This is a genomic window from Altererythrobacter sp. H2 (genome assembly GCF_035319885.1).
Lineage (GTDB): Bacteria > Pseudomonadota > Alphaproteobacteria > Sphingomonadales > Sphingomonadaceae > 34-65-8.
Window position 1 is genome coordinate 125049 of record NZ_CP141285.1, and the last position, 24079, is coordinate 149127.

At 66.6% G+C, this 24079-nt stretch carries 25 protein-coding genes; 8 read left to right on the forward strand and 17 right to left on the reverse strand.

Annotation, left to right across the window (positions count from 1 at the left end; all coding sequences use genetic code 11):
- Positions 1-146 precede the first annotated feature (146 nt).
- From U4960_RS00590 to U4960_RS00600, 3 genes are all read right to left on the reverse strand, one after another.
- Positions 147-1169 (reverse strand): sensor histidine kinase, encoded by a 1023-nt coding sequence (locus U4960_RS00590; protein ID WP_324261680.1) that lies wholly within the window; start codon positions 1167-1169, stop codon positions 147-149.
- 145 nt (positions 1170-1314) lie between these two features.
- Complete coding sequence (locus tag U4960_RS00595) at positions 1315-1674, reverse strand: response regulator (RefSeq protein WP_324263142.1); 360 nt, start codon at positions 1672-1674, stop codon at positions 1315-1317.
- A gap of 286 nt (positions 1675-1960) precedes the next feature.
- Positions 1961-2716: a helix-turn-helix domain-containing protein gene (locus U4960_RS00600; protein ID WP_324261681.1), complete on the reverse strand. Its 756-nt coding sequence runs from the start codon at positions 2714-2716 to the stop codon at positions 1961-1963.
- 86 nt (positions 2717-2802) lie between these two features.
- Between U4960_RS00600 and U4960_RS00605 the strand changes: the two genes are divergently transcribed.
- Positions 2803-3078, forward strand: a complete 276-nt coding sequence (locus tag U4960_RS00605; protein WP_324261682.1) for a ribbon-helix-helix domain-containing protein — start codon at positions 2803-2805, stop codon at positions 3076-3078.
- 28 nt (positions 3079-3106) lie between these two features.
- On the opposite strand, the gene U4960_RS00610 is transcribed toward U4960_RS00605, so the two are convergent.
- Together U4960_RS00610 and murA are read right to left on the reverse strand one after the other, a co-directional pair.
- A complete protein-coding gene (locus U4960_RS00610; RefSeq protein WP_324261683.1) occupies positions 3107-3334 on the reverse strand; it encodes a hypothetical protein in 228 nt (75 codons plus the stop codon).
- Between the two features lie 58 nt (positions 3335-3392).
- The gene (gene murA / locus U4960_RS00615; RefSeq protein ID WP_324261684.1) at positions 3393-4676 is read right to left on the reverse strand and encodes a UDP-N-acetylglucosamine 1-carboxyvinyltransferase; all 1284 of its coding nucleotides are present in this window, start codon (positions 4674-4676) and stop codon (positions 3393-3395) included.
- A 109-nt stretch (positions 4677-4785) separates the two neighbouring features.
- Between murA and galU the strand changes: the two genes are divergently transcribed.
- Complete coding sequence (gene galU / locus U4960_RS00620) at positions 4786-5688, forward strand: UTP--glucose-1-phosphate uridylyltransferase GalU (RefSeq protein WP_324263143.1); 903 nt, start codon at positions 4786-4788, stop codon at positions 5686-5688.
- A gap of 52 nt (positions 5689-5740) precedes the next feature.
- Here galU and U4960_RS00625 read toward each other — a convergent pair whose 3' ends face one another.
- The 8 genes from U4960_RS00625 to glnE form a co-directional block, all read right to left on the reverse strand.
- A complete protein-coding gene (locus U4960_RS00625) occupies positions 5741-6070 on the reverse strand; it encodes a hypothetical protein (protein WP_324261685.1) in 330 nt (109 codons plus the stop codon).
- 286 nt (positions 6071-6356) lie between these two features.
- Positions 6357-7109, reverse strand: coding sequence for an SDR family NAD(P)-dependent oxidoreductase (locus U4960_RS00630; RefSeq protein ID WP_324261686.1), 753 nt, complete (start codon positions 7107-7109; stop codon positions 6357-6359).
- The gene (locus tag U4960_RS00635) at positions 7106-8404 is read right to left on the reverse strand and encodes a cytochrome P450 (RefSeq protein WP_324261687.1); all 1299 of its coding nucleotides are present in this window, start codon (positions 8402-8404) and stop codon (positions 7106-7108) included. Before U4960_RS00635 ends, U4960_RS00630 begins: the two co-directional genes overlap by 4 nt.
- On the reverse strand, positions 8404-9945 hold the full coding sequence (locus tag U4960_RS00640) for an acyl-CoA synthetase (RefSeq protein ID WP_324261688.1): 1542 nt from the start codon (positions 9943-9945) through the stop codon (positions 8404-8406). Before U4960_RS00640 ends, U4960_RS00635 begins: the two co-directional genes overlap by 1 nt.
- 157 nt (positions 9946-10102) lie before the next feature.
- Positions 10103-10777 carry a M23 family metallopeptidase gene (locus tag U4960_RS00645; protein WP_324261689.1) on the reverse strand — a complete coding sequence of 225 codons (675 nt, stop codon included), beginning with the start codon at positions 10775-10777 and terminating at the stop codon, positions 10103-10105.
- A gap of 188 nt (positions 10778-10965) precedes the next feature.
- Entirely contained in the window at positions 10966-11754 is a 789-nt protein-coding gene (locus U4960_RS00650; RefSeq protein WP_324261690.1) for a ferritin-like domain-containing protein, read from the reverse strand.
- Positions 11751-12224, reverse strand: coding sequence for a peroxiredoxin (locus U4960_RS00655; RefSeq protein WP_324261691.1), 474 nt, complete (start codon positions 12222-12224; stop codon positions 11751-11753). The genes U4960_RS00650 and U4960_RS00655 overlap by 4 nt, the downstream gene beginning before the upstream one ends.
- Complete coding sequence (gene glnE, locus U4960_RS00660; RefSeq protein WP_324261692.1) at positions 12224-14908, reverse strand: bifunctional [glutamate--ammonia ligase]-adenylyl-L-tyrosine phosphorylase/[glutamate--ammonia-ligase] adenylyltransferase; 2685 nt, start codon at positions 14906-14908, stop codon at positions 12224-12226. The genes U4960_RS00655 and glnE overlap by 1 nt, the downstream gene beginning before the upstream one ends.
- A gap of 116 nt (positions 14909-15024) precedes the next feature.
- Between glnE and U4960_RS00665 the strand changes: the two genes are divergently transcribed.
- From U4960_RS00665 to U4960_RS00675, 3 genes are read left to right on the forward strand one after another with little or no spacing between them, the layout of a single operon-like run.
- The gene (locus U4960_RS00665; RefSeq protein ID WP_324261693.1) at positions 15025-16707 is read left to right on the forward strand and encodes a M28 family metallopeptidase; all 1683 of its coding nucleotides are present in this window, start codon (positions 15025-15027) and stop codon (positions 16705-16707) included.
- A 35-nt stretch (positions 16708-16742) separates the two neighbouring features.
- A complete protein-coding gene (locus U4960_RS00670) occupies positions 16743-17699 on the forward strand; it encodes an agmatine deiminase family protein (protein WP_324263144.1) in 957 nt (318 codons plus the stop codon).
- A 35-nt stretch (positions 17700-17734) separates the two neighbouring features.
- Positions 17735-17860: a hypothetical protein gene (locus U4960_RS00675; protein WP_324261694.1), complete on the forward strand. Its 126-nt coding sequence runs from the start codon at positions 17735-17737 to the stop codon at positions 17858-17860.
- On the opposite strand, the gene U4960_RS00680 is transcribed toward U4960_RS00675, so the two are convergent.
- The 4 genes from U4960_RS00680 to U4960_RS00695 all read right to left on the reverse strand — a co-directional run bounded on the left by U4960_RS00680 (position 17861) and on the right by U4960_RS00695 (position 22967).
- A complete protein-coding gene (locus tag U4960_RS00680; RefSeq protein ID WP_324261695.1) occupies positions 17861-18670 on the reverse strand; it encodes a TSUP family transporter in 810 nt (269 codons plus the stop codon). It abuts the gene before it with no gap.
- On the reverse strand, positions 18633-19049 hold the full coding sequence (copM, locus tag U4960_RS00685) for a CopM family metallochaperone (protein ID WP_324261696.1): 417 nt from the start codon (positions 19047-19049) through the stop codon (positions 18633-18635). The genes U4960_RS00680 and copM overlap by 38 nt, the downstream gene beginning before the upstream one ends.
- Positions 19049-21052 (reverse strand): threonine--tRNA ligase, encoded by a 2004-nt coding sequence (thrS, locus tag U4960_RS00690; RefSeq protein WP_324261697.1) that lies wholly within the window; start codon positions 21050-21052, stop codon positions 19049-19051. The genes copM and thrS overlap by 1 nt, the downstream gene beginning before the upstream one ends.
- A gap of 259 nt (positions 21053-21311) precedes the next feature.
- On the reverse strand, positions 21312-22967 hold the full coding sequence (locus tag U4960_RS00695) for an alkaline phosphatase D family protein (protein ID WP_324261698.1): 1656 nt from the start codon (positions 22965-22967) through the stop codon (positions 21312-21314).
- Between the two features lie 176 nt (positions 22968-23143).
- Between U4960_RS00695 and U4960_RS00700 the strand changes: the two genes are divergently transcribed.
- The 3 genes from U4960_RS00700 to U4960_RS00710 are packed head-to-tail and all read left to right on the forward strand — an operon-like array spanning position 23144 to position 23943.
- A complete protein-coding gene (locus U4960_RS00700; protein WP_324261699.1) occupies positions 23144-23320 on the forward strand; it encodes a hypothetical protein in 177 nt (58 codons plus the stop codon).
- Between the two features lie 3 nt (positions 23321-23323).
- Complete coding sequence (locus U4960_RS00705; RefSeq protein ID WP_324261700.1) at positions 23324-23746, forward strand: hypothetical protein; 423 nt, start codon at positions 23324-23326, stop codon at positions 23744-23746.
- Positions 23743-23943: a helix-turn-helix transcriptional regulator gene (locus tag U4960_RS00710; RefSeq protein WP_324261701.1), complete on the forward strand. Its 201-nt coding sequence runs from the start codon at positions 23743-23745 to the stop codon at positions 23941-23943. The genes U4960_RS00705 and U4960_RS00710 overlap by 4 nt, the downstream gene beginning before the upstream one ends.
- Positions 23944-24079 lie beyond the last annotated feature (136 nt).

Here is a 24079-nt window from a genome sequence, read left to right on the forward strand (position 1 = left end):
GCGGTGCGATTACCTGCAAGGTCGGCATTGACCGGCTACCCCGGCCCTCGTTGGAACCGCGTAGGCCTGGCCGCAGGTTTCCTTAACGCTGATGCCTGGCTTTTTCGCTGCAACCGCCTGCAATCGGTGAAACGCTTCACCGGGGTTCAATCGGTATGGATGATCGACACCTTTGTGCCCCGATCCGAACTCTCGGTATGCACTTCGGCATCGAGCTGTTTTGCAAGCGCTTCCACAATTCCCGTGCCAAGGCCCGGCCTGGCGTCAGCTTCTGCCCCCATCCCGTTGCCGTTGTCATCGACCGACAGGGTCCACGATCCGTCGCTGCGCAGGTAATCCACCTCGATATGGCCCTGCTGCAGCCGGCCGGGGAAGGCGTGCTTCAAGGCGTTGATGACCAGTTCGGTCACGATCAGGCCCAGACTTACCGCCGCATTGGCGGACGCCGCCACGTCCTCAATCGAGGTGCCGATGCTGATCCGGTCGGGATCGTCGATCATCGAGGCACCGATGCTCGCACACAGGTCCCGCATATATTTCCTGAGCTCGACCTCATCCGAATTCCGGACGGCGAGCTGGGACTGGAGCGTGGCAATCGACATCACCCGGTTGTGCGCATCATGCAGGTGAAGCCGGGTTTCCTCGGACTGGACCCGCCGTGCGCTCTGCATCAGCACGCTGGCGATGATCTGCAGGCTGTTGGCCACCCGGTGCTGCAATTCGCGCAGCAGGATGTCATTGCGCAGGACCAGTTCGTCCTTGAGCTTTTCCGCCAGGCGGGCGGAGGTGACGTCGGTTACGGCAAGGACAATCCGGTTCACTTCGCCTTTGCCGTAATCGAGCTTGTGCGCGTTCAGGATGAGGCAGGCGGTATCGTGGCCGTCACGCTCCAGCCGCATCTCGTACGCCTCGATCGCCGCTGCTCCTTCGAAGGTGGCGCGCAGGAGCGAATTGAGTTGCGGCACATTCCATTCGCCCTTGCCGATGTCCGCCAGCCTGGTTCCGTTGACCGACGCTGGATCGATCCCGAACGCGCTGCAGAAAGACGCACTGGCTCCGACCACGGTCAGGTCATCCGCCAGCAGGACCAGCGGCGCCTGCGACGATTCCAGCAGGGCGAGCGACAGCCGGGTAGCCGCGTCGACCAGCGGGGCAGTGGATGAAGTCATGGCCAGGGCCTTTGGAGTACGGGGTCTCTCAGGGTGAGAGCTCGCCCCGATCGGGCTGCCGGATCAGTCAGCTTGGGCGAGAGCGATCACTCACCGCTATACGACGCTTTCCGGCAAAACCGGCGGCAATTCGAAAATTGCCTGATTATGCAGGCTTTCCAGTGCGCTCCAGTGCCAGTCGCACGATTGCGATCAGGTCGCTGGCCCGGAAAGGCTTGAGCAACAGCAGGTGATCCGGGTTTCGCTGGACCAGCTTTTGCGGGCTCCCGGTCACAAACACCACCGGGATGGGCGGACCGCTGCAAATCGCGTCCACCGCATCAATTCCGCTGCCCGGGTTCAGTTCGACATCGGCTGTGATCAGGTCAGGGCATCTGCTGCGGGCACAGGCCACGGCATCATCCGCGCAAGCGGCGAACTCGAAGGAGGTAAAGCCGCATTCGAGCAGGGAGTCCTCGATCAGCATGGCAATCAGAGGTTCGTCTTCGATGATCAGGGCGTGGATCGCGGCTCTCCCGGCTGCCGAACACGCTGCAAAGCTTCAGGGGTGAAGCGATCAAACGTGGTCCGGACCCTGCCCTAACGGACGGTGAGCCTGTTCGTTGCACTTTTCTTGCGCAAGTTTGTTCCGCCGGATCGGCGGAGGGGCTGCCGGCTTCCGGCGCCAATCGTGAAGCCCCTCCAGGCTCATCCGAAGCGGCCGCGACGCGGCGGAATTCCAGCCAGATCCTGCGCCCCCGTCTTTCCGCGAAAAACAATCCTCGTCCGCAGAGACTCGCCCGGCGCACCCCTCAATCGAACATGATGCCCACTACCTTCCACGCGCTGTCTTCCCACGCCAGCGAGAGGTTCTCGGTCTGCGCGGTGCCGTTGGCGTAGGTCGAACGAAACTTGATCAGACGGTAGCCTTCCGGCGGGGCGGGCACGAATTCATCGCCGACAATATTGCGCGTAACAGTCTCGCCCAGCGGCGTGCGAACCCGCCGGGAGACTTCGGTCCAGCGTTCCAGGGAATTGAGCGTGCGGAACTGCGCGCCGGTGGCGGCGTAGCTTTCGGCCCAGCGGCCCTCGTCGAGCAGGATCAGGAATTGTTCTGCTGCGCGGGCAGGGGTGGCTTCGGCGGCCTGGGCGAGAGCCCCGGTGCCACCGCCTGCGCTGTTCGGCAGCAAAGCGACGGGAGATGCAGGCAGAAGCAGCGCGGCAAGGATCAGGGACATGGCAAACACTCCGGTTCCGATGACAGCGAAGCGGCGCTTCGCCCACCGCCCTGTGGCGGCTGCCCCACTTGCCCCGGTGTCAGCCGCAGCCGCATCCCCGATTGACTTGTCCCCCAGCAATTCGGGGGCCGCGCCCTCCGCTGCATGCACGATCCGGGCTGCCTCGCGGCTGCTGGTCACGCCCAGTTTGCGCCGCGCGTCGCGCAGCCGCTCGTTTACCGTGTGGACCGACAGGCCCAGCGCACGGGCCGATGACTTGGCATCGTGCCCGCGCAGCAGCAGGCGCAAGGTAGCCTTCTCCTTGTCGGTGAGGCGTTCGTAGGCGGTCATGCCATTCGGTCTAGGCTTCGGTGCCCGAGGCCTCCACCCCGAATTTTTCGTACCCGTTGCGGCGCGCAAGCGGCTATCGGGTTGCCATGCCTGCTCCCTACCACCCGCCGGTGAAACGCTCGGTCGAGATCGCCGGGCACAAGACTTCGGTCAGCCTGGAGCCGCTGTTCTGGGACATGCTGCGCGCGGCTGCTGCCGCAGAGGGGCTTCCCCTCAACGCCTTGGTGGCGCGGATCGATGAAGAGCGGATCGCCAGCGCCACACCCTGCGGGCTGGCCGCGGCGGTCCGGCTGTGGCTGGTCACGCGCCGCACACACGAAAGGGACGACGGGATCGCTCCCGCCGCCCCCCGGGACCGCTGACCGGAGACGGTCAGCAATCGGTGCATACTCAGTAGTTGGCCGGCGGATCGCTGGCGGGGAAGCTCTGGTCGAGCTCCTCGTCGGTCTTGGTCCAGCCAGACTGCTTGTCGCGCATGGAATCCGCTCCAGCGGTGCGGATAGTCGCGTCGCCCTGGTTTCCGGCGAAGGCCGGCTGGGTCGATGAGGCGTGGTTCTTCTCGTAATACTTGTAACCGGCGTAGCCGATGCCGGCGAGAGCGGCGAGCTTGATGATCATGATGAAATTCCTTTCTGCCCGCTCAACGCGCCATCGGCAGAAGGGTTCACGCCAATCGTCAGCTGTCGCCCACCCGTTCGATATCCGCGCCGACCAGCTGGAGCTTTTCCTCCAGCCGCTCATAGCCGCGGTCGAGGTGGTAGATCCGGCGCACGACAGTTTCGCCCTCGGCTGCGAGCGCGGCGATGATCAGGCTCATCGAGGCGCGCAGGTCCGTCGCCATGACTTCCGCGCCGGTCAGCCGGTCCACCCCCTTGACGATCGCGGTGCGCCCCTCGGTCTCGATGTCCGCGCCCATGCGGCGCAGCTCGGGCACGTGCATGTAGCGGTTCTCGAAGATCGTTTCCTTGAGCACGCTGGTGCCCTGGGCCTTGCACACCAGCGCCATCAGCTGGGCCTGCATGTCGGTGGCGAGACCGGGATAGGGCGCGGTGGTGAGGTTGGCAGGCCTGAGCGGACCTTCTGCAGCCACCCGCAGGCCCTTTTTGGTTTCCTCCACCGTCACGCCGATGGCGCGCAGGGCATGGATGGTCGCCTGCATCTCGCCTGCGTTGGCCCCTTCGAGGAACACGTCGCCCCCGGTGATGGCGGCGGCGCAGGCGTAGGAACCGGCCTCGATCCGGTCAGCCATCACCCGATAGGTCGCCCCGTGCAGGCGCTTGACCCCGTGGATGGTGAGGTCCGAGGTGCCGATTCCTTCGATCTCCGCGCCCATTGCCACCAGCAGGTTGCACAGGTCGACGATTTCCGGCTCGCGCGCAGCGTTGAACAGGCGGCAGGTGCCGTTGGCCAGCACGGCCGCCATCACCGCGTTCTCGGTCGCGCCGACCGAAACCACGGGGAAGTCGAACTCGCCCCCCGGCAACCCGCCATCAGGCGCAATCGCCTTCACATAGCCCGCAGCGAGCTCGATCACCGCGCCGAACGCGGCCAGCGCCTGAAGGTGGAGGTCGATCGGCCGGTCACCAATGGCGCAGCCGCCCGGCAGCGAGACCGTCGCCTCGCCCATCCGCGCCAGCATCGGGCCAAGCACCAGGATCGAGGCGCGCATCTTGCGCACCAGGTCATAGGGAGCGACGGTGGAGGTGATCCGGGTCGCCTCCATGCTCATCACCCGCCCGAAATCTTCGGGGCGCGTGCCCTGGATCACGGTGGTGACCCCGAACTGGTTCATCAGGTGCTGGAACCCGTCGATATCGGCCAGGCGCGGCAGGTTGCGCAGGGTGACCGGTTCCTCGGTCAGCAGGGCGCAGGGGATCAGGGTCAGTGCGGAGTTCTTCGCGCCTGAGATCGGGATGGTGCCGGAAAGGCGATTCCCGCCCCGGATGATAAGCTTGTCCATGGGCCAGCGTTTAGCCGGAATCGCGCTTCACGCAACTGTCACGCAGAGCGGCGATGGAGGCGGCAGTTGCGCGGCGGGAACCCCCGTCCTATCGCGAGGTTCCATGACCATGCAGACATCGACCGGCCACAAGCCCATCCGTACCGCCGTGTTCCCCGTTGCCGGGCTCGGCACCCGTTTCCTGCCCGCGACCAAGGCAATCCCCAAGGAGATGCTGCCGATCGTCGACCGCCCGCTGATCCAGTATGCGGTGGACGAAGCGCGCGAGGCGGGGATCGAGCAGATGATCTTCGTCACCGGGCGCGGCAAGAGCGCGATCGAGGACCATTTCGACATCGCCTTCGAGCTGGAAAAGACCATGTCCGAACGCGGCAAGAGCCTGGCCGTGCTCGAACCGACCCGGCTCGGCCCCGGCAACTGCGCCTATGTCCGCCAGCAGGAACCGCTCGGCCTGGGCCACGCGATCTGGTGCGCCCGCTCGATCGTGGGGGATGAACCCTTCGCGATCTTCCTGCCCGACGAATTCATGCACGCCCACCCCGGCGGGGATGGCTGCATGAAGCAGATGGTGGAAGCCTACAACGAAGTGGGCGGCAACCTGCTGTCGGTGCTGGAAGTGCCGCGGGAACAGGTGTCCAGCTACGGCGTGATCGATCCGGGCGCCGAGGTATCAGGGGGGCAAGGCACTTTGACCGAAGTGCGCGGGCTGGTGGAAAAGCCCCGGGTCGATCAGGCCCCATCAAACAAGATCATTTCCGGGCGCTATATCCTCCAGCCCGAAGTGATGCGGGTGCTGGAACGCCAGGAAAAGGGTGCCGGCGGCGAAATCCAGCTGACCGACGCGATGGCGCAGATGATCGGCACCCAGCCGTTCCACGCCGTGACCTTCAACGGCCGCCGGTTCGATTGCGGCAGCAAACTCGGCTTCGTCGAGGCGACCCTTGCGCTGGCACTGGAGCGCGAGGACATGGGCGCCGACGTGCGGGCGATGGCCCAAAGACTTCTGCAATAACGCGGCTGCTGGGGTGGGCCGCTGCCGGGCAGGGCCCGGGTGAGACAAACACTCAGATTTCCCGCGCCGTGACCGAAGTTCCGTTGAGGGTTATCGCGCCGTCCTGATAAAGCAGCGCAACTTCGGGGCCGACCAGCTTGGGAGCAAGTCGGCGCAGCACCGCGCCGTTGACTCTGATGGGCGACGGCCAAGAGCCTTCGGCGGGAATATCGCAGGCCATCTGCGCGGTACGAAAGGAAAGTCCCTCGGCGCACCGCATTATCACGACGTCCGGTTCAAGCTTGATGCCGTGCAGGCGCAGACCTGCCCTGGTGCGGACGAAACCGATCGCTTCGAGCAGGTCGTCCTTCGTCAGGGTGGCTCGCCAGACTGGATCACTCATGCAGCATGGTCCCCCTCGTTTCGATCCAGCGCCCGCATTGCGGCGGTGATCGCGTTCGCAACCCTCGCATTTTCCTACACCCCTCCCCCGCGCTATCGTGCGCGCCATGGCCCGGTTCCGCCCGCCCCTCGCCCGCTTCGCTGGTGCGCTAAAAGCGCCCAAAGCGCGGGCGCGCGCCGGGCGGACTTTTTTGGTCCAGGACTGTGTAACAAGTGGTCCATGTCTCGCGGCGGCGGCGGATTGGCCCTCGGCCGGTCCTACAGGGCGGCCTGACCGCGAAACGGGGCTAGTTGAGCGTCAGCCCGCCATCGACCACCAGCGTCTGCCCCAGCACGTAGGCGCTGAGCGGCGAGGCGAGGAACAGGGCAGCCCCGGCCATGTCCGCCGGCGTGCCCATGCGATGCAGGGGAATGCGGGCGAGCGCGCCGGCCATGCGGTCCGGATGGTCGGTGGTGACCCTGGTCATCTTGGTGGCGACAAAGCCGGGGGCAATGCCGTTGACGCGGATGCCCTCGCCCGCCCAGGCCGCCGCCAGGGTGCGGACCAGCGCCACCGCGGCCGCCTTGGACGCGGCATAGGCCGGGTTGCCGATGGTCGCATGGAAGGCAGCGGTGGAGCTGACCACGATGAGCGCGCCGCCAGCCGCACCAAGAGCAGGCTGGAACTTGCGGGCACAGTCCATCACCGAATGGAGGTTGACGTCCACCACCCGGTGCCAGCCTTCGCGCTGGAACTCGGCCCGGCGATACTCGACCGCGCCCTGACAGGTGACCAGCACGTCGAGCCGGTCCATGCCCTGGGCGGCGTCAATCGCCGCAGGGTCGGAGACGTCGACCTGCTCGTATGCGAGACCGGTCATGTCGCTGCCCGGCTCATCGGCATAGTCGGCGGCAGAGGCGCGGGTGCCCCAGACGCGGACCTCGGCCCCGCGCGCCCGGAACGCCTGCGCAATGCCGTTGCCGATGCCGCTGGAGCCGCCGACCACCAGCGCGCGCTTGCCGGTCAGGTCGAGCGGGTCGGCCGTGCTCGCGCCGCTCACGCTGGGGTGAACCGCAGGGGCAGGGTCTTGAGCCCGCCGACGAAGGTGCTGCTGGCGCGTGCTGGCTCACCCGCCAGCTCGATCGTGCCGAGGCGGTCAAGCAGTGCCTCGAACAGGATCCGCATCTCCAGCCGCGCCAGGTGCAGGCCGAGGCACTGGTGCGCCCCCGCCCCGAACGCCAGGTGGCGGTTGGGGCTGCGGGCGGCGTCGAACTTGCGGGGCTCTGCGAACTGCGCAGGGTCATGGTTGGCGGCGACGTAGTTCATCATCAGCCAGTCGCCCTTGCGGATCGGCTGTCCGCTGAGCTCGGTATCCACCGCCGCAGTGCGCATGAAGTGCTGCACCGGGGTGGTCCAGCGGATCGCTTCCTCGACAATGCCGGGGAGCAGCGAGCGATCGGCCTTGACCCGCGCCCACTGGCCAGGGTCCTGCGCCAGGGCGAGCATGGCTCCGGCGGTGCTGGCGCTGGTGGTGTCATGCCCGGCGGTGGCGACGATGATGTAGTAGCCCGCCATATCCCGCTCCGGCAGCGGTGCGCCGTCGACGGTGGCATTGGCGATCACGCTGGCGACATCGTCGGTCGGGTTGGCGCGGCGATCGCGGGCGATCTGGGCGAAGTACTCCTCGAAGCTCTTGACCGCGCCCGCCACCAGCATGGTGACCTGCTCCGGCGTCATGTTGTCCATCCCGGTGCCGGACAGGTCCTTGTCCTGCCCTCCGAACATCTGCTGGGTCAGCATCAGCATGCGCGGCTCGTCCTCCTCCGGGACGCCGAGGATCTGCATCACCACGTGGAGCGGATAGGGCGCGGAAACGAGCTTGCAGAAGTCCGCTTCCGGCCCGCTTTCCAGCAGCCGGTCAACCGTGCGGTGGGCAAGGTCGCGGATCTCCGCTTCCAGCCGCGCCAGGTTGCGCGGCATGAACCACTCTTGGGTCAGCTTGCGGTACTTGGGGTGGACCGGGGCATCGAACACCACCAGCGAATCGACCAGCATGTTGCTGCCCGTGGCCGCCCGGGAGAACTCGATCGCGGCGTTCAGGCTGAACACCACCGGGCGCGGGTTGTTGAGGAAGGTCGCGTTGTCCTTGCTCATCCGCATCACGTCATCGTAGCGGGTGACCAGCCAGAACGGCTCGAACAGGCCTTCGGTCTCGGGCACGATCTTCGCCACCGGCGTTTCGGCGCGGAGCCGGTCGAAGGTGTCGAGCAGCGGGCTCCAGGCAGCATAGCTGTGCGGATCGATCACCTCGCGGGCGACATCTGCGGACAGAACGGGTTCGCTCACGCTCGCCATCACAAGGCCTCCAGTGCGGCGCGGGCCGCGTATTCATCGCGCAGTTCGCGCTTGTACAGCTTGCCGTTGGCCTCGCGCGGCAGATCAGGCCGGAAGTCAAACAGGCGCGGCATCTTGATGCGAGAGAGGCTGGGGGCGAGGAACTCGCGCAGTTCCTGCTCCAGCTCCGGCCCGGCCTCGGCCATGTCCATCGGCTGGACCACTGCCACCACCTGTTCGCCCAGATCCGGCTCCGGCGCGCCGATCACAGCAGCGTCCATCACCTTGGGATGGGTGACCAGCAGGTTCTCGATCTCCTGCGGGTAGATGTTGACCCCGCCGGAGATGATCATGTGGCTCTTGCGGTCAGTCAGGTAGAGGAAGCCGTCTTCGTCGACATGGCCGATGTCGCCCAGGGTCATCCAGCCCCTGGGATGCATGGCATCGGCAGTCTTGTCGGGATCGTTGTGGTAGGTCGGCAGGATGTCGTTCTCGAAGTAGATCAGCCCGTCCGTGCCTGCCGGCACCTCCTCGCCATCCGGGCCGACCACGTGGAGCTTGCCGTGGATCGCGCGGCCGACCGTGCCGGGGTGGGTCAGCCAGTCGGGACTGCGGACCATGGTCATGCCGATGCTTTCGGAACCGGCATAATACTCGTTAACGATCGGGCCCCACCATTCGATCATCGCCTGCTTGACCGGGACCGGACAAGGCGCCGCAGCGTGGAGCGCACGCTGGTGGCTGGAGAGGTCATAGCGGGTGCGCACTTCTTCCGGCAGCTTGAGCATCCGCACGAAGTGGGTCGGCACCCACTGGCTGTCAGTCACCCGGTATTTCTCGATCGCGGCGAGCGCCGCTTCGGGATCGAACTTCTCCATCACCACCACGGTCGCACCGAGGCGCTGGACCGTGCTGCACCAGCCGATCGGGGCGGCGTGGTAAAGCGGCGCGGGCGAAAGGTAGATCATGCTGCCATCCGACGGCATCCCTGCCCCCATCGTGGCGAGCATCACCAGCGGGTTGAGCGCGAGGATATCGGGATCAGCCGGCGGCGCGGGGCGGATGCCCTTGGGGCGGCCGGTCGTGCCGGAGCTGTAGAGCATGACCATCCCCGGGGCCTGGTCGGCAATCGGTTCCGCTGGCTGCGCGGCCAGTGCAGCTTCGAAATCGTCCCCCCCGTCAGAGCCGATCACCAGCGTCGGCACGTCGGCCCCTGCATCCGGCAAGGCCTCCAGCACCTCGGCGAACCTGGTCGAACTGATCAGCAGTTTCGCTTCGCTGTCCTTGAGGATGTAGGCGATTTCAGGCGGGGTGAGGCGGGTGGAGACCGGCACCAGCATGGTGCCGGCGCGCTGCGATCCCCACACCAGTTGCAGGTAAAGCGCGTTGTTTTCGAGCAGGACTGCAAAGGCATCGTTGGGGCCAAGGCCATGTGCCCGCAGCAGGTGGGCGAAGCGGTTGGCAGTGGCGTCCATCTCCCCGTAGGTCACCACCTCGCCGCTGGATGCCATGATGATGGCAGGGTGGTCAGGGCGGTTCTGGGCATGGGCAATCGGATGCATCGGGTCAGGCTCTCTCCATCGCGGCGCTTGGTGCACCATCTGTTGCGATTCGAAACCTACCGTGCCGCCACGCTCCGGCAAGAAAAAAGGGCCGCCGGTTCGACCGGCAGCCCCTTTTTTGACAGAGTTTGGTGCGGCTTGCGCCGGAAGCGATGTCTTATTCGCCGCCGCCCTGACCGCCGCGGCCGGTAGCGAGAGCGAAGGCCTGCTGGGCTTCCGATTCGACCATGTAGGGAACCGGATTGACCGCTGCACCGGCGATGCGGACTTCATAATGGAGATGCGGGCCGGTGGAACGGCCGGTCGAGCCGACATAGCCGATGATTTCGCCCTTCTTGACCCGCTGGCCGGATTCAACCGCGAGACGCGAAAGGTGGGCATAGCGGGTCTGCATCTCGGCACCGTGCTCGATCGCAATGTACAGGCCATAGCTGCTGAACCAGTCGGCGCGGCTGACGATGCCGTCGGCAGTGGCGTAAACCGGTGTGCCAGTGGGTGCAGAAAGATCGATGCCTGCGTGACTGCGGCGACCGCCGAGGACGGGGTGAGTGCGCATTCCGAAGTTGCTCGACATGCGGGCATCTTCCAGCGGCATCCGTGACGGGATCGAAATGCCGGTCAGCGGGCCTGCGGTGGTGGTTTCGGTTTCGTCCGTACCGTCAAGCGCGCGCCACTGCGAGAACAGCTGGCGGAACTGCGTATCGCCGGAAAGGCCCCCGGCACGGTTGTCCTGGATGGGTGCGGTGACATCAGCGGCAGCGGAAGCGCTGCTGTTTGCCAGAGCGGGCTGAGCTGCCAGCGCCAGCGGTGCGAGACCAAGAAGCGCGACCAATCGGGTCAGGCGCGAGAATAGGGTGTTTGCGACCAAGGTTTTGTCCGTCCTTTGCTGGCAGCGCCCCAGCTGCCGACCCCGTTTTTTGACCCCTGCCCCGAAGGGCCGATGCCAGTGCTATTTTCTTTCACGAACGCACCGGAACCTGTCGGCCGTTCGTGTGTTGGGGGGGTTGTGCAGCATCAGGATTAATCCGCAAGGCTGGCATAGAAACCGCGCGACAGACCGGCTGCAAGACGCGCCGAGTCGTTGAACGGCGGCTTAACGCTGCCGTGAAAGTGGCGGGCGACCAATGTTTTCCAGCGGGATTCGGGCGATTCACGCCGCCCCTGGCAGTGCGCGATGAAATGCTTTGTGCCGACGCCAACGTGCCGGATTTCATCGTCAAGGATTCGTTGCAGGATCCGCGCACCTTGCTCATCGCCTTGCATCCGGACCCGTTCAAGCGTTGCCGGCGTGACATCGAGCCCGCGGGCTTCAAGCACCATCGGCACCACGGCAAGGCGGGCCGCGACATCATGCGCGGTATCGCGCGCAGCCTGCCACAGGCCGCCGTGCGCTGGCAGGGCACCGTAATGGCTGCCCAGGCTCCGCAACTTGCGATCGAGCAGGGCGAAATGCATCGCTTCATCCGCCGCCACCGCCAGAAAATCCGACACGAAGCCCTGCCCCATCTCCTCCCCGAACCGCCCCGCCATGTCCAGCGCGAGGTCGATCGCGACGAATTCGATATGGGCCAGCGCATGCCAAAGGGCGACGCGGCCCTGTTGCGATCCCTTGCGCCGCCGGGGCATCTGCGCCGGGGACAGCAGCTCAGGGTGTGCGGGCCGGGCCGGCTCGTCGGGCATGGCACCGTCGAATGCGAAGGTAAGCCGCCCCTGCCGCCAGCCGCGCGCGACGTCCCGCGCCGCCATGGCCTTGGCGCGGGGCTCTGCGGTGAGCAGCGCGGCCCGGATGGCAGCACCGACGCCGGTCAAAGCGCTTTCGCCGCCTCCAGCACTTCGGCCGCATGGCCCTTGACCTTCACTTTCGGCCAGACTTGCGCAATCCGGCCCTCGGCATCGACCAGCACAGTGGTGCGGACCATGCCCATGTAGGTCTTGCCGTACATGCTCTTTTCCGCCCACACGCCAAGCGCATCGGACAGGCCGCCGGTTTCGGCATCGCTCGCCAGCGGCACCGTCAGCCCGTGCTTGTCGATGAACTTGCGGTGCTTCGCCGGCGGATCCTTGCTTACGCCGAGCAGCGCAGCACCCGCCGCTTCGAATTCCCCCTTGAGCGCGGAAAAGTCCTTTGCCTCATTGGTGCAGCCCGGCGTGTCGTCCTTGGGGTAGAAGAACAGCACCAGCTTGCGCCCGCGAAAATCGGACGGTTTGACCGTGCCGCCATCCGGCGTTTCCATCGCAATGTCGGGCAGCAGGTCGCCGGTGGCGGGAAAATCGCTCATCAATCCATCTCCAGTTCGGTTTCGAAGTGCTGGCGCCAGGCGCGCGCCACGCGATGTCGTGCTTCGTTGCAGGCTTGCAAGAGGCCGGCGGCATTGTCGTGCCCGCACGCGCGCGCCAGCACCTGGTCGGCAGGCGCGGGCGGGACGGCGAGGTCCGGGGCCAGCAGGCGGGTAGCGACCAGCATCCGCGTCAGCAGGTCGTGCGCCCCCTGCAAGGCCGGATCGAGCAGGCCCGCCGCCACCAGGCGCCTGGTCGCCAGCCCGAGATCGGGGGAGAACGCCACCCGCTCGCGCAATTGCAGATAGTGGACCAGGAATTCCAGGTCGACCAGCGCCCCGCGCAGCAGCTTGGCATCCAATGGCCCGCGCGGCGGCTTGCTGGCGGCCATGTCGCCGCGCATCTTCAGCACATCGGCCCGCAGGCCGGCCGGATCGCGTTCGCGCATCAGCACCGTCTCGATCGCCTGCTCGACCTCGGCCCGCGCCGCCTCGCCGCCAACCAGCACCCGCGCGCGGGTCAGCGCCATGTGTTCCCAGGTCCAGGCATCCTCGCGCTGGTAGCGGGCAAAGCTTTCGATGCTGGCTGCGAGCGGCCCCTGCGTGCCCTGCGGGCGCAGCCGCGTATCGACTTCATAGAGCGCGCCCTGCGCGGTCGGTACGCTGAGGGCGGCGCTGACCCGCTGAGCCAGACGGTTGAAATAGAGCGTTGCCCCCAGCGGGCGGCGCCCATCCGATTCGCCCTCGTGTGTGCCGGAGAAGAGATAGACAATGTCGAGATCGGACGCATGGGTGAGCAGGCCCCCGCCGAAACGCCCGAACCCCAGCACCAGGAGTTCGCTCCCGGCAATCCTGCCATGCTCGCGGGCAAATTCCTGCGCCGCCGCCTCGCTGGCCAGCTGCAAGGCCGCCTCGGCATAGCGTGACAGGGCGCGGGCGATATCGAGCGGGTCGTGCACCGCCTCGATCAGCTGCACTCCCAGCGCGAAGCGCGCTTCGCCGGTGACCAGCCGAATGCGGTCGAGCAATTGCTCATACCCTTCGTCGCGCTCGGTGCGGGCCATCTTGGCCTTCAGGACGGCAGTCGATCCGGGCAGGTCGAGCGCGCTCTGGTCGATCAGTGTATCGAGCAGGTCGGGCCGCCGCCCCAGCTCGTCAGCCAGCGGCGGAGCGAGCGTGAGGATCCGTACCAGCTGGTCCAGCAGGCCGGGCCGCGCTTCGAGCAGGCGGAACAGGTTGATCGCGCTCGACGCCCTTTCCAGCACGTGTTCCCACCTCAGCAAGGCGCGTTCCGGCTCGGGTGCTTCGGCCAGCGCCTCCAGCAGACGCGGCAACAGGCTGGCGAAGGCGGCCTGAGCCGACGGGCTGCGCAGCGCGCGGATATGCCCGTCCTGCCAGCCGTCAATCCGCAGCGCCAGCGCCTCCGGATCGGCATAGCCCAGTTCGGCCAGACGGGACGGGAGGGCACCGGCAGCCCTATGTCCGGTTGCCGATTCCACCCCGATCAGCCGGTCGAACCGCTCGGCCACCTGCGCCGTCACGCCGGCCAGCTCTTCCAGCAGCGCCGCACCATCAGCGAGGCCATCCAGCCGCGCTACCCGGTCAAGCGCCTCACCGCCGGGCAGGGTATGGGTCTGCTGGTCCTCCAGCATCTGCAACCGGTGCTCAACCGTGCGCAACCGGTCGTAGCTTGTCCCCAGCACCATGGCGTCGTCGGCCGAGACCAGCCCGGCGGCGGCCACTGCGTCGAGCGTCGCCCGTACGCCGCGCAGCCGCAGCGAAGGATCGCGCCCGCCATGGATCAGCTGGTGGGTCTGGGCGAAGAACTCGACCTCGCGGATGCCGCCGCGCCCCTGCTTGAGGTTGAACCCGGGCTGCGGGCCGAGCGGGCCGGTGTAAGTCTCGCGGATGCGTGCGGTAAGCCGCCCGATCTCCTCGATCGCGCCGAAATCGAGGCTGCGCCGCCACACGAACGGGCGGATCGCGGCGAGGAATGCCTCGCCCGCCGGAATGTCGCCGGCGCAGGCCCGCGCGCGGATGAACGCCGCCCGCTCCCACGCCAGTGCCGAGCTTTCGTAATGCGACAGGGCCGCATTGTACGAGATCGCCAGCGGGCTGACTTCGGACGCCGGGCGCAGGCGCAGATCGACCCGGAAGACATAGCCTTCGGCCGTGCTCTCGGCGAGGGTGCGGACGATTTCACGAGCATAGCGCTGGGCCGCCTCGCCCGGTTCGTCCCGTTCGCGCCGGGGCAGGGTGTCGGGATCGTAAAGCAGGATCGGATCGATATCCGAGCTGTAGTTCAGTTCCCCCGCACCGTGCTTGCCCAGCGCCAGTGCGATGAACCCGCGCGGCTCCTGGTCCGTGCGCCGCAAAACCGCATCGCGGATTGCGGCATCGAGCGCGCGGTCGGCCAGCGCGGACAGTTCTCCGGTCACCTGCGCGAGCGGGAAGGCTCCGGCCAGGTCGCTGATGGCCAGCACCAGCGCCACCCCCAGCCGCTCGCGCCGCAGGGCCACGCCGACATCGTCGATCCCTTCGCCGGAGGCCCGGGCGCGTTGCAGGGCTTCCTCGCCCCGCCCCGCTTCCAGCAACTCTGCCAGATCGGGGCGCCGCTCCAGCGCCATGGCGAGGAACGGCGCGTGGGCGCGGGCGCGTTCGGCAGCAGAGGTCCAGTCCGGGCTCATGCCAGCGTCCCTGCCCCGCTCCGCCGGGCGAGGCAAGCCCGCCAACCTTGCGACATGGCTCCGCCTGCTGCAAAGGTGCAGTCACGACGCATTCCAAGGTACGAGGAACACCGCTGATGAACCGCTTTGTACTGGCTGCCGCCACCGCTGCCGCGCTGGGCGCCTGCAGCGCGAGCACCGAACAGGCCGGACTGGATATTCCCGCCATCGAGGCGGGTGAACTGTCGCAGACGACCATGGTCGACATTACCCGCGAGCTGAGCTCCGACGCATTCGAGGGGCGGATGCCGGGATCGCCCGGGGAAGAGAAGACCGTCGCCCTGCTGACCGAGCGGTTCCAGGCCGCCGGGCTGGAGCCGGGCAACAACGGCAGCTGGGTGCAGAAAGTGCCGCTGGTGGAGATCACCGGGCGCGATTACGCCCCGCTGTCGATCAAGGGCCAGGGCGTGAACCTGTCCTTCCAGTACCAGCAGGACTGGGTCGGTGTGACCTACCGCGAGGAAGCCGCAACGGCACTGGCTGACAGCGAACTGGTTTTCGTAGGCTACGGCATCGTCGCCCCTGAAAAGGGCTGGAACGACTATGCCGGGATCGACATGAAGGGGAAGACCGCCGTCATCCTGGTCAACGATCCTGATTTTGCTACCGAAGGCCTCGAAGGGCCGTTCAATGGCAAGGCGATGACCTATTACGGCCGCTGGAGCTACAAGTATGAGGAAGCCGCCCGGCAGGGTGCGGCAGGCGCGATCATCGTCCATGACACGGCGCCCGCCTCCTACGGCTGGAATGTGGTCGAATCGAGCTGGTCCGGGCCGCAGGCCTATGCCCAGCGGGGGGAGAATGCCCCGCCGCTGACGCAGATGAACGCCTGGGTGCAGAAGGGCGTGGCCGAGCAGATTGCCAAGGCAGCAGGCAAGGATCTCGCCACCCTGTCCGCCGAAGCGGCGAAAAAGGGTTTCAAGCCGATGCCGCTGGGGCTGACCGTGTCGACCAGCTTCCAGAGCGACATCCGCACGTTCGAATCGCAGAACGTGATCGGGATCCTGCGCGGCAAGACCCGGCCGGAAGAATACGTCATCCACACCGCGCACTGGGATCACCTCGGCCGGTGCACACCCGCCCCCGACGGCGACGACATCTGCAACGGTGCGGTCGACAATGCCACCGGCACTGCGGCCCTGGTCGCGCTGGCGGAAGCCCACGCCAAGGCCGGAGCACCCGATCGCAGCCTGGTGTTCCTGGCCGTGACAGCCGAGGAATCGGGCCTTCTCGGCGCGCATTACTATGCCGAGAACCCGGTCTTCCCGCTCAGCCAGACCGTGGGCGGCATCAACATGGACGCCTTTCTGGTGGGCGGGACGTCGAAGGACGTGACGGCCGTCGGCCTCGGCAAGTCGCAGCTAGACGAATTCCTCGAAAACGCGCTGACGGCCGACGGGCGCACGGTCACCCCGGACCCGAACCCGGAAGCGGGCTATTACTACCGCTCCGATCACTTTGCCTTTGCCAAGCGCGGAGTGCCGTTCCTCTATGTCGACGGTGGCGAGGATCTGGCCGAGGGCGGGCGCGAGGCCGGCGCGGCACTGGCGGCGGAATACCGCGACAAGCGCTATCACGGCCCGAAGGACGAATTCGACGAGAACTGGGACTGGTCGGGCGTAATGGCCGACCTGCAGCTGTTCTACCGCATCGGCCGGATGCTGGCGGAAAGCGCGAGCTGGCCCAACTGGAACGAGGGCGACGAATTCCGCGCCATCCGCGATCAAAGCTGCGCGGCCGGCGCAGGGTGTGGCAGCTGACCGGTCCAGTTGGAGCGGTACCGGTGACTGCATTGATGCCGCCCGAATGGGCGCCGCAAAGCTGGCTGTGGGTCGGTTTCCCGCACGATGCGGAGGAATGGCCGGGCTACCTTGCGCGTGCACAGGAACAGATGGCGGCCTTCGCCAGCGCGGTGGCTGAGAGCGGGCAGGACGTGCGGCTGCTGGTCCGCGACGAGGCCAACGAGGCCCGGGCGAAGGCGCTCTGCTCAGCCTCCGTCACGCTGGAGCGGCGGGTCTATGGCGACGTCTGGCTGCGCGACACCGGACCCTTGGTGCGGGCCGATGGTTCCGGGCTGCGCTGCCGCTTCAACGGCTGGGGTGGCAAGTACCTGATGGAGGGCGACCAGACAATCGGCGCCGAACTGGCGCGTGATGCCGGGTTGCCTGTCGTGGAGAGCGACTGGGTGCTGGAAGGCGGCGCGATTGACGGCGATGGCACCGGTCTGGTCGCCACCACGGAGCAATGCCTGCTCAATCCCAACCGCAACCCGCACCTGTCACGCGATCAGATCGAGACGCGGCTGGCCCGCGATCTCGGCTTTACCCGCGTGCTGTGGCTGGTTGACGGGTTGATCAACGATCATACCGACGGGCACGTCGACAACCTCGCCCGCTTCGTCGCCCCCAACCTGCTCGCCCTGCCGCGCGCGACCGGCACCGACGATCCGAACGCCGCGATCTATGCTGATGCGAAGACGCGGGCAGAGGGCATGGGGGTCAAAGTGGAAGAAATTCCCTCACCCGGCCTGATCGAACGAGACGGACGGATCGAGCCTGCCAGCTATGCCAACTTTGCGATCACCACCCGCCTGGTGGTCGTGCCGACGTTCGGCTCTCCTCACGATACCGACGGCGTGGCGGCCATTGCCGCGCTGTTTCCTGATCGGGACACGGTCGGCCTGCCCGCCGATGCCGTGCTGGCAGGGGGCGGGGGTTTCCATTGCGCGAGCCAGCAGATGCCCGTGCTTTAACGATTGGTTTACCGGCGCGGGGCCAATGTGAACCGATGGCTCACGCTCTTGCCCTTGCCCGCAATGCGACGCTGAATGTGTCGCGGGACTGGCTGCGCCCGATGCTGGTGGTCGGCTGTGGTCTGGCGCTGGTGTTCGCGCGTCAGCCGCTGCCGTTCTGATCAGAACAGCCGGATAAGGGCGGCCACGGCCGCTCCGCCCAGCACCAGGCCGACCACGCTGCGCCAGAGCGGATCGCTCACTTTGCCGGAGGCTTTTGCGCCGAGCCAGTTGCCCAGCAGGACCATGGGAAAGAGCGCTGCGGCGAGCAGGGGATGGCGCATTTCCATGATCCCCAGTACGCTTGCCGAGAGCAGTCCGGCCAGCCCGGCAACGGTGAACACCAGCATCATTGACGCCTTGGCCGTCTCGCGCGGAATGTCGCGCCCGACATAGTAGGGCACCACCGGCGGCCCCGGCATCCCGGCATATCCGGTCATCAGCCCGCTGACCACGCCGACTCCACCCGTTACCAGCGGGCCATGATGGAGGGCTCTACGCCGAGGGAGGAGAATCGCAGCGAAGGCTGACAGGGCGATCAGCGCGATCACCAGCCGGGCAATGTCCGGACCGGTGGCGGCAAGGGCAAAAAGACCCAGAGGAGTAAGCAGCAGCACCAGGCCCGAAAGGTGGAATGCGCTGCGCTCCGCCCCGCGCACCAGCCGCCGGATTTCGGTCAGCCCGATGAAGAGGGACAGGAAATTGGCCACAACCACCGATTCAACCGGCGGCAGGGCCAGCGCCAGCACCGGCACCAGCAGGATCGCCATGCCGAAGCCCGCCAGCCCGCGCACATAGGCCGAGCCAAGCGTCGCCAGCAGAGCGATTGTGACCTGTGTCCAGGTCAGGCCGAGCCCGGCCAGCAATTCTGTCAGAAACTCTGGCAGGGGAAGATCAATGATTGGCGTGGGGGTCGGCAGCCGCTGATGCATCGGCACCCGCACCGGCCGATTCCATGATCGCGTTGCGGACCCGCAGCCAGCGCTCCATTTCCTCGATCTCGGCCTGCTGCGTGGCGATCACGCGGGTGGCGAGCTCCCTGACCTTCTCGTCGGTGCCGTATTTCAGCGCCACTTCGCTCATCTCCACCGCACCGCGATGGTGGGCCAGCATCCCCTGCATGAAGGCAACGTCAGGATCGGCGTCCACCGTCGTCATCCCCTCGTGCATGCGCTGACTGGCCGCATCGTAGGCGGCCTGAGCTTCAGTCATTGCCGGAGCGGCAGCGCCCTCTGCTGTGTCGGTGGCCGGTTCACCGGAACAGGCGGCCAGAACGAGGGCCAGGGCCAGAGCTGCAATCATCCGCATCATCAGTCTCCCTTGCGCAGATCGGGCGGCGTCGCCTCGGCGCGGAGCATGGCAATCGCTTCGTCCAGTGTCATCACCTTCTGGTGCTCGGCGCCCAGCGTGCGGACGGCGACTTTGCCTTCCTCCGCCTCGCGCTTGCCGACCACCAGCAGGTGCGGCACCTTGGCGAGGCTGTGCTCGCGCACCTTGTAGTTGATCTTCTCGTTGCGCAGGTCGGTCTCCACCCGGATTCCTGCGCTGTCCAGCTTCGCCGTGACATCGCGGGCATAGTCGTCGGCATCGGAGACGATCGTTGCCACCACCGCCTGCACCGGAGCGAGCCACGCCGGCATCCGTCCGGCATAGTGCTCGATCAGGATGCCGATGAAGCGCTCATACGAACCGAAAATCGCGCGGTGGAGCATGACCGGGCGGTGCTTGCCGCCGTCCTCGCCGACATAGGTCGCATCGAGCCGTTCGGGCAGCACCCGGTCGGACTGGATCGTGCCGACCTGCCAGGTCCGCCCGATCGCATCGGTCAGGTGCCATTCGAGCTTCGGCGCGTAGAACGCGCCCTCGCCCGGCAGTTCTTCCCATTCGAGGCCGTTGGCGGTCAAAGCATCGCGCAATTCCTGCTCGGCCTTGTCCCAGTCGGCATCGGACCCGAACCGCTTGTCCGGGCGCAGGGCCAGCTTGATATCGTAGGTGAAGCCGAAATCGCGATAGACGCTGTCGGCCAGCGCGATGAAGTCCTGCACTTCGGCCACCACCTGGCCTTCGGTGCAGAAGATGTGCGCATCGTCCTGCGTGAACTGGCGCACCCGCATCAGCCCGTGCAGCGCGCCGTGGGGTTCGTTACGGTGGCAGCAGCCCATCTCGCCCAGCCGGACCGGCAGGTCGCGGTAGGATGTGATGCCCTGCTTGAACACCATCACGTGGGCCGGGCAGTTCATCGGCTTGATCGCCAGCCATTCGGCGTCATCGGCCACCTTGGGAGAGGCTGCGCCGCTCTCTTCGTCGACATCGGGCACGATGTCGGGGACGGCGAACATGTTCTGCGCGTACTTGCCCCAGTGGCCGGACTGGGTCCACTGGCGCACGTCCATCAGCTGCGGGGTCTTGATCTCGCGGTAGCCCGCGCCGTCCATCTTGCGGCGCATATAGGCCTCCAGCTCGCGCCAGATGCGGTAGCCCTTGGGATGCCAGAAGACGCTGCCGTGGGCCTCTTCCTGCAAGTGGAACAGGTCCATCTCGCGCCCCAGCTTGCGGTGGTCGCGCTTGGCGGCCTCCTCCAGCCGGTGAAGGTGCGCATCAAGCTGCTTCTTGTTCAGCCAGCCCGTGCCGTAGATGCGCGTCAGCTGGGCATTGTTCTGGTCACCGCGCCAATAGGCACCGGCAACCCGCATCAGCTTGAAAGCCTGCGGGTCGAGCTTGCCGGTGCTGGGAAGGTGCGGGCCGCGGCACATGTCGAGCCAGTCTTCGCCGCTCCAGTAGACCGTCAGTTCCTCGCCCTCAGGCAGTTCTTTCGCCCATTCGGCCTTGAAGCTCTCGCCCTCACCTGCCCACTTGGCGATCAGCGCCTCGCGGCTCCACACTTCGCGGCGCAGCGGCTTGTCGGCGCGGATGATGCGGCGCATTTCTTCCTCGATCGCAGGCAGATCGTCCATGCTGAACGGCTCGCGCGTGTCGGGGGCCTTCACGTCGTAATAGAACCCGTCATCGGTTGCCGGGCCGAAGGTGATCTGCGTGCCCGGGAACAACGCCTGTACCGCTTCGGCAAGGACATGGGCATAGTCGTGCCGGGCCAGTTCGAGCGCGTCGGCTTCGTCGCGTGATGTGACCAGCGCCAGCTGCGCATCGCCTTCGAACGGCCGGGTCAGGTCGCGCAGTTCCCCGTCCACGCGCGCCGCGAGCGCCGCCTTGGCAAGGCCCGGGCCGATCGCAGCCGCGACGTCGAGCGGGGTCGAGCCCTGCGGCATCTCGCGCACCGAGCCATCGGGCAGGCTGATCTTGAGCAATTCCGTCATCGTATCCGTCCGTTCGTTTCGCGGGCGGCGCCTGAAGCCACGCCCGTTTCCGGGCGCCATGGCACAGGGCCGCGCGCGCTTGAAGCGGCGTTTTCATTCAATCCGGTTTCGGGAGGAAACGCCAGCCACCCGAAACCGGGTGGCGGCGGAAACGATTAGTTCGCGTCCGACCGCCCCCGGAGGGCCGGGGTGGTGGTAGTCGTCACACGGGTGTCGGGCCGTTGCATGAGACTGCGGATAGCGGAATGCCGGTGTCGCTTCAACCGGCATCAAAGCGGTTGCTGCCCGCCATGCTTGCCATGCTGTGCGATCCCGCCAGCCGGGTCGAGCGTTCACGCACGCCGGCCATCATCCGCCATTCGCAGCTGGCGCGGGTGGGCGTCAGCTCGACCGCCATATAACCGCGGCGGCTGGTTTCGGCCCAGGAGAGCTGCGGATTGTCGCTGACCATGGCCTTGGACAGATCAGCCGGAGCAATCGTGGTGAGATAGCTTTCGAACCCGGGCGAGGTGACGCTCTGCCCGGCGAACTCGATCCCGGCCGCTTCGCCTGCGTGTTCAAGCTGGAACGCCCAGGCGTTGTGGGTGTCCCCGGTCAGGGTCACGAGGTTGGCATCCGCCTCCCGAGCCGCGGCAAGCAGCCGTTCGCGCGCGGCGGGATATCCGTCCCAGGCGTCCATGTTGGCCGGCAGGCCAGCACGGCTGGCGGCAGCGGCGGCCAGCAACCGGCCGCGCAACCAGTCCGGCGCTTCCCCTGCGAGCCCTTCGACCAGTTCGGCCGGCGAGGCAAAGCGGCCCATCACCACCTGCTGGGCCAGCACCTGCCACGTCCTGCCTGACCTGCGCGAAGACTTCAGCCCGTCGGCCAGCCACAGTTCCTGCGCATCGCCCAGCACGGTCCGGGCCGGATCGGCATAGGCGCCTTCGCGGAAGGCGGTGAGGCGGGCGATCATCTCGTCACGGCCCGCCGCACCTTTGAGCAATTCTGCCAGACTGGGCGGCTGCGAGCGCGCGGTCAGCCGCGTTTCCAGCCGGAACAGCGTGGCAAGCTCGCCAATCTCGTAGCGTGCCCACGGCTCGTCCGAGACCGGCAGCCATTCGCGGTAGGCGCGCATCGCCGCGCCTTTGCGCACCTGCCAGTCGCCCTCGGTGTCGGGCTGGTGATTTTCCGCGCCATCGGCATAGCTGTCGTTGGTGCTCTCGTGGTCATCCCACCCCATCGCCATCGGCCATAGCTGGTGCAGGCGGCGCAGGTCGGGATCGGCGCGATAGGCGGCATGGCGCAGGCGATAGTCGGCCAGCGTCACCGTCTCGTGGTCGGGCCACAGGCGGCGGCCGTCCATCATCCTGTCGGGATAGGTGCCCTCGGGATATTCGTAGAGATAGTCGCCCGTGTGGACGACCATGTCGAAATCGCCGGCCTCGGCCGCATGGGCATAGGCGTTGAACCAGCCAAAGCCCAGGTTGGCGCAGCTGAATACCGCCATTCGCCAGCGCGCCACCGGGCCATCGGGCAGGGTGCGGGTGCGGCCAACGTCGGACATGGAGCCGTCGGGTGCGATGAAGCGGTAATAGTACCACTGCCCCGGCGCGAGCCCTTCGGCGACAGCCTTGGCGCACCAGTCCCGCGCCGGGCTGGCCTTGGCGAAGCCTTCGCTGGCGATCCGGGTGAAGTTCTCGTCCTCGGCCACCTGCCATTCAAGCGCGATCTCCGCCTCGCCGACGCAGCGTGTCCACAGCAGCACGGTGTTCTGCCCCGGCTCGCCGCTGGCAACCCCATGGGTAAAGCCGCCACCCGGCGCCTGCGCGCCGAGCGGCGCAGCGGCCAGCCCCATGCCGATCATCCCGCCCTTGAGCAGCTGGCGGCGGTCGAGCGCGTGGCCCCTTGCCCGGTCCTGCGGTTCGGTCGGAATCATCGCGCGCTCCTCTGCCTGGACATCCAGTTCCCTCGCCCACTGGCTAGTCCGGATGAAACTCTGATGACAGGGAGAATTTCGGCACAGCCGACCGCTTGCGTCTTATGGAAAGGGTGCTTGACACGATTTGGAGATAATGACAAAGGTCCTTTCCATATTTGAAAGGACACTTGACCATGAATCGATATCGGGAAGCACTTGTCTGGGCCGGGGTAATCATGGCGATTGCGCTGCTGGACTTCGACACAGGCGTGGCCACCGCACTTATCGGAGGGGTCACGATAGTCGCCCTCAACTCGCTTTACCGGCGCGACCGGGCAACGTGCGGATCGTGCCGCGCAGGAAGGTCCTGAATCATGGCACAGCCCAGGAGCCCCGCAGCGCGCCGCTATGTCCGCCGCCTCGCCGTGTTGATGACGGTCTATCTGGCGGTCCTGTTTGCCGCCGTCTGGCTGTTCCGCAACGACATGGTATCGGGTGCAGGCGCCTGGCCGCTGGCGATTGCCCCCGCACTGCCGGTCATTGGCGTGTTCTGGGCAGTGATGCGCTTCATCGTCGAGGAAACGGACGAGTTCATCCGGATGCTGATCGTGCGCCAGTGCATGGTCGCGACCGGTTTCTGCCTGACGATCATGACAATCTGGGAATTCCTCCAGAACTTCGAAGTGGTACCGGCCGGCAACGGCGGGTTCGGGGCGGCTTTCTTCTGGTTCGTCGGCCTGGGGGTAGGGGCGCTCTACAACAAGCTGACCATGGGCACGGCCGGGACCTGCGCGTGAAGAACCGGCTCAAGGTGCTGCGCGCCGAGCGGAACTGGAGCCAGCAGGATCTGGCCGAGCGGCTCGAGGTCAGCCGCCAGAGCGTGAACGCGATCGAAACCGGCCGGTATGACCCGTCCTTGCCCCTGGCTTTCCGGATCGCCGACGTGTTTGCCCTGCCGATCGAGGCCATCTTCCAGCGGGAGAACGAAGGATGAAGGCCCTGCTCGCTTTCCTTTTTATGGCCCTCGCCCTCGGCGGATGTGGCCAGGAAAGCCGGTCCCCGGACAACGAACCGCTTGTCCTGCCTGCTCTGTACTGACTTGCCATCGACCGCCGGGCAGGGGCATGGCA